This is a genomic window from Streptomyces sp. NPDC050422 (assembly GCF_044458665.1).
In the GTDB taxonomy this organism is placed as follows: domain Bacteria; phylum Actinomycetota; class Actinomycetes; order Streptomycetales; family Streptomycetaceae; genus Streptomyces.
On the sequence record NZ_JBITIE010000001.1, the window covers coordinates 668,015 to 677,068 of the forward strand.

The 9,054-nt window shown below is 72.1% G+C and carries 9 protein-coding genes; 5 read left to right on the top strand and 4 right to left on the bottom strand.

The window, feature by feature from the left end:
* Nucleotides 1-5: 5 nt before the first annotated feature.
* Together ACIBJG_RS02890 and ACIBJG_RS02895 are read right to left on the bottom strand one after the other, a co-directional pair.
* Entirely contained in the window at nucleotides 6-644 is a 639-nt protein-coding gene (locus tag ACIBJG_RS02890) for a response regulator (protein WP_399303229.1), read from the bottom strand.
* A complete protein-coding gene (locus ACIBJG_RS02895; RefSeq protein WP_399303231.1) occupies nucleotides 641-1,849 on the bottom strand; it encodes a sensor histidine kinase in 1,209 nt (402 codons plus the stop codon). Before ACIBJG_RS02895 ends, ACIBJG_RS02890 begins: the two co-directional genes overlap by 4 nt.
* A 110-nt stretch (nucleotides 1,850-1,959) precedes the next feature.
* Between ACIBJG_RS02895 and ACIBJG_RS02900 the strand changes: the two genes are divergently transcribed.
* Nucleotides 1,960-3,051, top strand: a complete 1,092-nt coding sequence (locus tag ACIBJG_RS02900) for an ABC transporter permease (protein WP_399303233.1) — start codon at nucleotides 1,960-1,962, stop codon at nucleotides 3,049-3,051.
* Nucleotides 3,052-3,097: 46 nt separating this feature from the next.
* A complete protein-coding gene (locus ACIBJG_RS02905) occupies nucleotides 3,098-3,778 on the top strand; it encodes an ABC transporter ATP-binding protein (RefSeq protein ID WP_399303234.1) in 681 nt (226 codons plus the stop codon).
* Between the two features lie 72 nt (nucleotides 3,779-3,850).
* Here the strand turns inward: ACIBJG_RS02905 and ACIBJG_RS02910 are convergent, their stop codons facing one another.
* On the bottom strand, nucleotides 3,851-4,651 hold the full coding sequence (locus ACIBJG_RS02910; protein WP_399303236.1) for an IclR family transcriptional regulator: 801 nt from the start codon (nucleotides 4,649-4,651) through the stop codon (nucleotides 3,851-3,853).
* Nucleotides 4,652-4,977: 326 nt separating this feature from the next.
* Here ACIBJG_RS02910 and allB point away from each other — a divergent pair, with 326 nt between their 5' ends.
* The 3 genes from allB to ACIBJG_RS02925 all read left to right on the top strand — a co-directional run bounded on the left by allB (nucleotide 4,978) and on the right by ACIBJG_RS02925 (nucleotide 7,872).
* Nucleotides 4,978-6,321, top strand: a complete 1,344-nt coding sequence (gene allB / locus ACIBJG_RS02915; RefSeq protein WP_399303301.1) for an allantoinase AllB — start codon at nucleotides 4,978-4,980, stop codon at nucleotides 6,319-6,321.
* A gap of 2 nt (nucleotides 6,322-6,323) precedes the next feature.
* Nucleotides 6,324-7,439 (top strand): allantoicase, encoded by a 1,116-nt coding sequence (gene alc / locus ACIBJG_RS02920; RefSeq protein ID WP_399303238.1) that lies wholly within the window; start codon nucleotides 6,324-6,326, stop codon nucleotides 7,437-7,439.
* A gap of 106 nt (nucleotides 7,440-7,545) precedes the next feature.
* On the top strand, nucleotides 7,546-7,872 hold the full coding sequence (locus ACIBJG_RS02925) for a putative quinol monooxygenase (protein WP_399303240.1): 327 nt from the start codon (nucleotides 7,546-7,548) through the stop codon (nucleotides 7,870-7,872).
* 22 nt (nucleotides 7,873-7,894) lie between these two features.
* Here ACIBJG_RS02925 and ACIBJG_RS02930 read toward each other — a convergent pair whose 3' ends face one another.
* Nucleotides 7,895-8,725 carry an aldo/keto reductase gene (locus ACIBJG_RS02930; RefSeq protein WP_399303242.1) on the bottom strand — a complete coding sequence of 277 codons (831 nt, stop codon included), beginning with the start codon at nucleotides 8,723-8,725 and terminating at the stop codon, nucleotides 7,895-7,897.
* Between the last annotated feature and the right edge of the window lie 329 nt (nucleotides 8,726-9,054).

Consider the following 9,054-nt stretch of genomic DNA (forward strand, 5'->3'; position numbering starts at 1 on the left):
CCGCTTCAGCGACGGATGAGCCTGCGGGCTGTCGCCGCCGCCACGGCCGCGGTGCGCGAGTCCACGCCCAGCTTGGCGTAGATGTGCACCAGGTGGGACTTCACCGTCGCCTGGCTGAGGAAGAGCTTCTTGCTGATCTGGAGGTTCGACAGGCCCTCGCCGACCAGTTGCAGGACCTCCAGCTCGCGCTTGGTGAGGGCCTGGGCCGGCATCCGCATGCGGTCCATCAGCCGGTGCGCGACGGCGGGCGCCAGGGCGGAGCGGCCGGCCGCCGCCGTACGGACCGCGGCGGCCAGTTCCTCCGGCGGGGCGTCCTTGAGCAGATAGCCGGCCGCGCCCGCCTCCACCGCCGCCAGGATGTCGGCGTCGCTGTCGTACGTCGTCAGGATCAGCACCCGGGGCGCGTCAGGCGCCGCGGTGATGGCGGCGGTCGCCTCCGAGCCGTGCAGACCCGCACCGAACTGCAGGTCCATCAGGACGACGTCGAACTCACCCGTCGCGGCCAGGGTCACCGCCCGTTCGGCGGTGTCGGCCTCGGCGACGACGCGGAAGTCCGGCTCGGTGTCCAGGACGGCCCGCAGACCCGCCCGTACCACCGGGTGGTCGTCGGCGAGCAGCAGCCGGATGGGAGTGGTCTCGGTCATGCGGCGTCCTGTCCGGTCCGGCCGTCGGGGAGCGGCAGCGGCAGGGTCAGGGCGACGGCCGTGCCGTGGCCCGGCGCCGATTCGACGCTCAGGGTGCCGCCCAGCGAACGGGCCCGGGACCGCATGGCCGGCAGGCCGAAGCCGCCCGTCCCGGTGCCCGCGCTCGCGGCGGAGTCGTCCGTGAAGCCGTGGCCGTCGTCGACCACGTCCAGCGCCACCGAGGTGCCCATGAAGCTCAGGGTGATCTCCGCCCGCCGCGCGTCGGCGTGCTGCACGGTGTTGGCCAGCGCGGACTGAGCGGTACGCAGCAGAGCCACCTCGTAGGGAGTGGGCAGCTCCACCGGGGTGCCGCTCACGGCGAACTGCACGGTGAGGCCGGGCGTGGTGGTGCGGGCCGAGAGCCGTTCCAGGGCTGCGGCCAGGGAGCCGTTCTCCAGATCGGGCGGGGTCAGGGCACGGACGAAGCGACGGGCCTCGGCGAGATTGTCCTGGGCGGCCTCGCGGGCCTGTCGGACATGGGCCGCGGCGGGGGCGTCCGCGGGAAGGGTGCGTTCGGCGGCGCGCAGCAGCAGCTGGATGCTGGAGAGGCCCTGCGCGAGGGTGTCGTGGATCTCGCGGGCCAGCCGTTCCCGTTCGGCGAGCGTCCCGGCGGTGCGCTCCGCCTCGGCCAGCTCCGCGCGCGTCGAGACGAGCTCCTCGATGAGTTCGCGGCGCCGCTCGCTCTCGCGGAACAGCGCGTCGTATCCGAGGACCGTGGCGACCGCGACCGCCGCCCCGAGCAGCGGGCCGATGAACGTGCCGGGGGTGACCGCCTCACCGTGCAGCAGGAAGCTGGTGATGGCGGCCGCCGCCGTCACCACCACGGCGGGCAGGCTCCAGCGGATCGGCAGCAGGTGCAGCTGGAGGAAGTACAGCGGGAACGCCAGCCACAGCGCGTCCGGCGACAGGACCAGCAGCACCAGCCAGAGCACCCACAGCACCGCGAGCCAGAGCGCCCCCGCCCGGGTCCGGGGCTGGACCCGCGGGGCCAGTGCCCCCGCCGCGTACACCGCGGCCAGCACTCCCGCGACCGCGACGACGGCCCCGGAGTGCGGGGCGTCGTCGCTCACGGCCTGGACGGCGGCGAGCGCCAGCAGACCCAGCAGCAGGGCATGCAGGCACAGCCGCAGCGCGGCGGCGACCGGGGGATGGACACGCGTTTCCATGATTCGTCCAGCGTAGACGCGGGGTGCGCGAGGGCGGTCAATCGAAAGGTTGATGTCGGGACCGGCCCGCGGGCGATGTTTCGGCGGCCGGGAAAACCGAGGCTGGAGTCATGTTCGTCGCATGGAGAGATCTTCGGTTCGCCAAGGGCCGGTTCGCGCTCATGGGCACAGTCGTGGTGCTGATCACGCTGCTCGTGGGCCTGCTGTCCGGCCTCACGGCCGGGCTGGCCCGGGAGAACACCTCGGCCGTCACGGGGCTGAACGCCGACCACATCGCGTTCGCCGCCCCGCCCGACGGCCAGTCGGTGTCCTTCACCAATTCGACCGTCCGGGAGACCGCCTGGCAGGCCTGGGACAAGGAGCCCGGTATCACCTCGGCGCAGCCCCTCGGCATCCGCACGCTGAACGCCGCCGCGGTGGCGGGGGAGCGGACCGCTGCCGTCTCGGCGTTCGGCGTGGAGCCGGGGAGCGGCCTGGCGCCGTCGGGCACCCCGGTCGGCCCGGGCAAGGTCGTGCTCTCCGAGCAGGCCGCCGAGGACCTGGCGGCCGGCGCCGGTGACCGGCTGCGGCTCGGCGGCGACGAGGTCACCGTCGCGGCGGTCGCCGGTGACGCCTCGTACAGCCATACGCCGGTCGTGTGGACCGAGCTCGCCGACTGGCAGCGGTTCGGGGCCGACGGTGCCGGCACCACGGAGCACGCCACCGTGATCGCGCTGACCACCACCGACGGCGCCGATCTGGCGGCCGGTGACCGGGCGGCGGGCACCAGCACGCTCACGCTCGACGGTTCCCTCACCGCGATCGGCTCCTACCAGGCCGAGAACGGCTCCCTCCAGCTGATGCGTGGTTTCCTCTTCGCCATCTCCGCCCTGGTCATCGGTGCCTTCTTCACCGTCTGGACGATCCAGCGCAGCGGCGATGTCGCCGTCCTCAAGGCACTGGGTGCCTCCACGCCGTATCTGCTGCGGGACGCACTCGGACAGGCCGTGGTGATGCTCGCGATCGGTACGGGAGTGGGCACCGCGCTCGCCTCAGGGATCGGCGCGCTGGTCAGCGGCGGGGCCGTGCCCTTCGTCCTGGAGGCGTCGACCGTCCTCCTTCCGGCCGCCGTCATGATCGCGCTCGGCGCGGTCGGGGCGGCCCTGTCCATCCGGCGGATCACCGCTGTCGACCCGCTCACCGCACTGGGGAGCGCCCGATGACCAGCGTCCCGCCCCTCACCCCGCGCACCACACCCCGGAGTGCCCGATGACCCTCACGCTCACCGACGTCACGCTCACCTACCCGGACGGCGACGGGCGGCTCACCGCCCTGGACCGCGTCGTGCTCGATGTGCCCGCCGGCACGCTCACCGCCGTCGTCGGCCCCTCCGGCTCCGGCAAGTCGAGTCTGCTCGCCGTGGCGGCCACCCTGGTCACCCCCGACGAGGGCGCCGTCGTCGTCGCCGGTACGGACACGGCCGGGCTCGGCCGCGCGGACAAGGCGGCGCTGCGCCGGGAACGGATCGGCATCGTCTTCCAGCAGCCCAACCTGCTGCCTTCGCTGACCGCCGCCGAACAGCTCCAGGTCATGACGCACCTGTCGGGCCGTGCGGCGCGGACCGCCCGGGCCCGCGCGCTGGAGCTCCTCGACGCGGTCGGTCTCGCCGACAAGGCGGACCGCCGGCCGCACCAGCTCTCGGGCGGGCAGCGCCAGCGGATCAACATCGCGCGGGCCCTGATGAACGACCCGGCGGTCCTGCTCGTCGACGAACCGACCAGCGCCCTGGACCACGAACGGGGAGCGGCGGTGCTCGATCTCCTGGTCTCGCTCACCCGGCAGCGGTCCACGGCGACCGTCATGGTCACCCACGACCGGACCCATCTGGACCGGATGGACCTGACCGTCACGATGCAGGACGGCAGGCTGACCGCCCCGGCGATGACCTGAGCGGGAGGGGGCCGGACACGGCGAAGGGGTGGCCGGGAGCACGAAGGCTCCCGGCCACCCCTTCGCCGTGTCTCAGCCGGCCGACCCGCTGCTGGCCAGCGCCTCGGACAGTTCCTTCGCGGCCTGCTGGAGGATCGGCACGATGCGCTCGGTGGCGGCCTCGGTCACCCGGCCGGCCGGGCCGGAGATCGAAATCGCGGCGGAGGTGGGGGAGTTGGGCACCGGGACCGCCAGGCAGCGGACCCCGATCTCCTGCTCGTTGTCGTCCACCGCGTAACCCACCCTGCGGACCTGCTCCAGGGCGTCCAGGAATCCGTCCGGGGTGGTGATCGTCTTCTCGGTGGCGGCCGGCATCCCGGTGCGCGCGAGCAGGGCCCGCACCTCGTCCGCCGGGGTGTGCGCCAGCAGCGCCTTGCCGACGCCGGTGGAGTGCGGCAGCACCCGGCGGCCCACCTCGGTGAACATGCGCATCGAGTGCTTGGACGGCACCTGCGCCACGTACACGATCTCGTCGCCGTCCAGGAGCGCCATGTTGGCCGTCTCGCCGGTCTCCTCGACCAGCCGGGCCAGATAAGGGCGGGCCCACGTGCCGAGCAGCCGCGCGGCGGACTCGCCGAGCCGGATCAGGCGCGGGCCCAGCGCATAGCGCCGGTTGGGCTGCTGGCGTACGTAACCGCACACCACCAGCGTGCGCATCAGCCGGTGAATGGTGGGCAGCGGAAGACCGCTGCTCGCGGAGAGCTCGCTCAGGCCGACCTCGCCCCCCGCATCGGCCATCCGCTCCAGCAGATCGAAGGCGCGCTCAAGGGACTGCACACCACCGCTGGAACCGGCGGGCTTGGAGTCGGAAGTGCTGGCGTGGGACGGCGGCACGTCAACGGTCCTTTCGAAGCGGAAGAGCAAGGCAGCAGCCTACCGGGCGCTTCCCGATCGGCCCACTGGCGCAGGGGCGCCGTCCTGGCCGGTCAGGGCTCGTTTGTCCGGGTGTCCGGGGCCGGTTCGAGGGTCCGTACGTCGCCATGCCTGGCCCATTCTACATTCCACACTCCGAAATATCTCTTTTACTTTGTGGAAATCTCCAGTCAGTGTCACGCGTGGTCGGCTGAGCGGTCCGAGTGCAGGATCAGGTCTTGACGGGTCGCATTCCCGAGTGAAGACTCCTTCAACAGTTCGTTGAATTCATGAAGTGGGGAGTACGGGTGTCCGGTACGGACGTGAAGCTGGTTCTGCGCTCGACGCGCGTCGTCACACCCGGGGGCACGCGGCCCGCCGCGGTCCACGTCGCGGGCGGGACGATCGACGCCGTCCTGCCCTACGACTCCGAGGTACCGGCGGGCGCCCGGGTCGAGGACTTCGGCGACGACGTCCTGCTGCCAGGGCTGGTGGACACGCACGTCCATGTGAACGACCCCGGCCGCACCGAGTGGGAAGGGTTCTACACCGCCACCCGCGCCGCCGCGGCCGGCGGAATCACCACGCTGCTCGACATGCCGCTCAACTCGCTCCCGCCCACCACCACCGTCGAGCACCTGCGGGTCAAGCAGCAGGTGGCGGCCCCCAAGGTGCACGTCGACACCGGCTTCTGGGGCGGCGCGATCCCCTCGAACGTCAAGGATCTGCGACCGCTGTACGAGGCCGGGGTGTTCGGCTTCAAGTGCTTCCTCTCGCCCTCCGGCGTCGAGGAGTTCCCCGAACTGGACCAGGAGCAACTGGCCCGCTCGATGGCTGAGATCGCCGGCTTCGGCGGCCTCCTGATCGTGCACGCCGAGGATCCGCACCACCTGGCGACCGCGCCCCAGCACGGCGGCCCCGCCTACGCCGACTTCCTCGCCTCCCGGCCCCGCGACGCCGAGAACACCGCGATCGAAGGGCTCATCGCCCACGCGAAGCGGCTGAACGCACGCGTCCACATCCTGCACCTCTCCTCCAGCGACGCACTGCCGCTGATCGCCGCCGCCAAGCGGGAGGGCGTCCGCGTCACCGTCGAGTCCTGCCCGCACTTCCTCACCCTCACCGCCGAGGAAGTCCCCGACGGGGCCACCGAGTTCAAGTGCTGCCCGCCCATCCGCGAGGCCGCCAACCAGGACACGCTGTGGCAGGGGCTCGCCGACGGCACCATCGACTGCATCGTCTCCGACCACTCGCCGTGCACCACCGACCTCAAGACGCCGGACTTCGCCTCCGCCTGGGGCGGCATCTCCTCCCTCCAGCTCGGACTGCCCGCCATCTGGACCGAGGCCCGCAGGCGCGGCCACTCGCTCGACGACGTCGCCCGCTGGATGTCGGCCGCCCCCGCCGAACTGGCAGGGCTGCGCCACAAGGGTGCGATCGAGCCCGGCCGCGACGCCGACTTCGCCGTCCTGGCGCCCGACGCCACCTTCACCGTCGACCCGGCCGAGCTCTTCCACCGCAACCAGGTCACCGCGTACGCAGGCCGGACCCTGCACGGCGTCGTGCGATCGACCTGGCTTCGCGGTGTACGGATCGCCACCGAAGGCACCCTGGCCGAGCCCACCGGCCGCCTCCAGACAAGGAACCACTGACCATGACGGCCACAGCGCACTTCACCGGCGACGCGAACCCGTACGGCGGCGGCGACCCGTACGCCGACTACCGCACCACCGACCTCCCCTTCACCCACCTCGTCGACCTCGCCGACCGGCGGCTCGGCGCGGGTGTGATCGCCGCCAACGACGAGTTCTTCGCGGAGCGCGAGAACCTGCTGAAGCCGGAGCCCGCCCACTTCGACCCCGAGCGCTTCGGGCACAAGGGCAAGATCATGGACGGCTGGGAGACCCGCCGCCGCCGCGGCGTGAGCGCCGCGCAGCCCCACCCCACGGACGGGGACCACGACTGGGCGCTCGTCCGCCTCGGCGCACCCGGCATCGTGCGCGGCATCGTCGTCGACACCGCCCACTTCCGCGGCAACTACCCGCAGGCGGTCTCCGTCGAAGCGGTCTCCCTGCCCGGATCACCGTCCCCCGAGGACCTCTGCGCGCCCGACGTGAAGTGGACAACGCTCGTCCCCCGTACGGCAGTCGGCGGCCACGCGGCCAACGGGTTCACCGTCGACGCGGCACAGCGCTTCACCCATCTGCGGGTCAACCAGCACCCCGACGGGGGCATAGCCCGGCTCCGGGTCCACGGCGAAGTGGCCCCGGACCCCGCCTGGCTGACGGCGCTCGGCACCTTCGACCTGCTCGCGCTGGAGAACGGCGGCCGGGTCGAGGACGCGTCCGACCGCTTCTACTCCCCGGCGACGAACACCATCCAGCCCGGCCGCTCCCACAAGATGGACGACGGCTGGGAGACCCGGCGCCGGCGTGACAAGGGCAACGACTGGATCCACTACCACCTCGTCGAAGAGGCGGAGATCCGTGCCGTCGAGATCGACACCGCGTACCTGAAGGGCAACTCGGCGGGCTGGGCAAGTCTTTCGGCCCGCGATACGGGCAGCGGCGACTGGACCGAGGTGCTGCCCAGGACCCGGCTGCAGCCCGACACCAACCACCGCTTCGTCCTGCCGGAGGCCGTACGGGCCCGTGAGGTCCGCATCGACATCTTCCCGGACGGCGGAATCTCGCGGCTGCGCCTCTTCGGCTCGCTGACCGGACAGGGTGCGGCACGGCTGGCCGCCCGACACGTCGAACTGGGCGGCTGAGTTCTGGGTGGCTGAACCGCCCCTGCCGGGGACTGTCCGTATTCGGACGATACCGTAGGGATGGGGGATCCTGCCCGGGTTCCCGTACATCCACACAGGAGTCGCCATGATCTTCATCGCCGTCAAATTCACCGTCCGCACCGCCGAGCGCGACAACTGGCTGCCGGCCGTCGAGGACTTCACCGTCGCCACCCGGCAGGAGCCCGGCAACGTGTTCTTCGACTGGTCCTACAGCGTCGAGAACCCGGACCAGTTCGTCCTGCTGGAGGCGTTCGCGTCCCCCGAGGCCGGTGCGGCCCATGTGCAGTCGGCGCACTTCGCGGCGGCGATGGACACGATGGCGGACCTGGTGGCGGAGGTGCCCGAGATCATCAACGTCGAGGTGCCGGGCGAGGGCTGGTCCCGCATGGCTGAGGTGCAGCCGAGGTCCTAGCGGGCGGGCCCGCCGCCCCTGCTCAGAACTCCTCGTGCGTCTCGGGGTCTCCGCCGAACCGCTTCCGCGGACCGGCCGAGATGCGGTCCAGCTCGTCCGGGGTCAGTTCGAAGCCGAACAGGTCGAGGTTCTCGCGCTGCCGTCCGGGGTCGGCCGACTTCGGGATCGGGACGGCGCCCAGCTGGGTGTGCCAGCGCAGCACGGCCTGGCCCGGCGTCACACCGTGCGCCCCGGCGACGGCGACGAGCGCCGGGTCGTCCAGCAGGTCACGGCCGCGCCCCAGCGGGCTCCAGCTCTCCGTGACGATGCCCTTGGCGGCGTGCACGGCCCGCAGCTCCTCCTGGGGCAGCCGCGGATGCATCTCGATCTGGTTGACGGCGGGCAGTACCCCCGTCTCCTCCTCCAGCCGCGCCAGATGGTCCGCCGTGAAGTTGGAGACCCCGATCGACCGCACGAGGCCGTCCTCGCGCAGCCGGATCAGCGCCCGCCACGTGTCGACGTACAGGTCGACGCGGGGCAGCGGCCAGTGGATGAGATACAGGTCCACGTAGGCCAGGCCGAGGTTGCGGCGGGACTCCTCGAACGAGGCGAGGGTCTTCTCGTACCCCTGGTGCCGGCCCGGCACCTTGGTCGTGACGAAGACGTCCTCCCGCGGCACGCCGCCGCGGGCGATGCCACGCCCCGTACCGGTCTCGTTGCCGTAGTTCAGCGCGGTGTCGACGAGCCGGTAGCCGAGCCCCAGCGCCCCGGCGACGGCTTCCTCGGCCGCGTCGTCGTCCAGGGGCCAGGTGCCGAGCCCGACCGCGGGGATCGTGCGGCCGTCGTTGAGGGGGTGCGCCGGGGTCGCGGGCATGATGTTCCCTTCTCGCTGGGTCACTGCCCGGCCAGCCTAGGGCCTGTCGCCACACTGCCGTCGTCGCCCGGAGGGCGGCCGCGCGGCGTCAGGTGCGTGCTCTCGGCCTGCCGGCCCCGGGCCCCTGTACTGGACGTGCCGGGGTCCGGGGCCGGTGCGGCGAGAGTGCGTGCATGCCGTCGCACGGCGGACGGCAGTTTGACGACATGCCCTAGGGCGTTTCGAAAGTCCCGGCTGCCGGGCGGCGTCTGGCACTTCCCCGAGCTCTCGGCTTCGCTCGAGCAGGGGAGACCCCATTGCTCGCGGCGTTGCCGAAAAGTCCTGGTAGC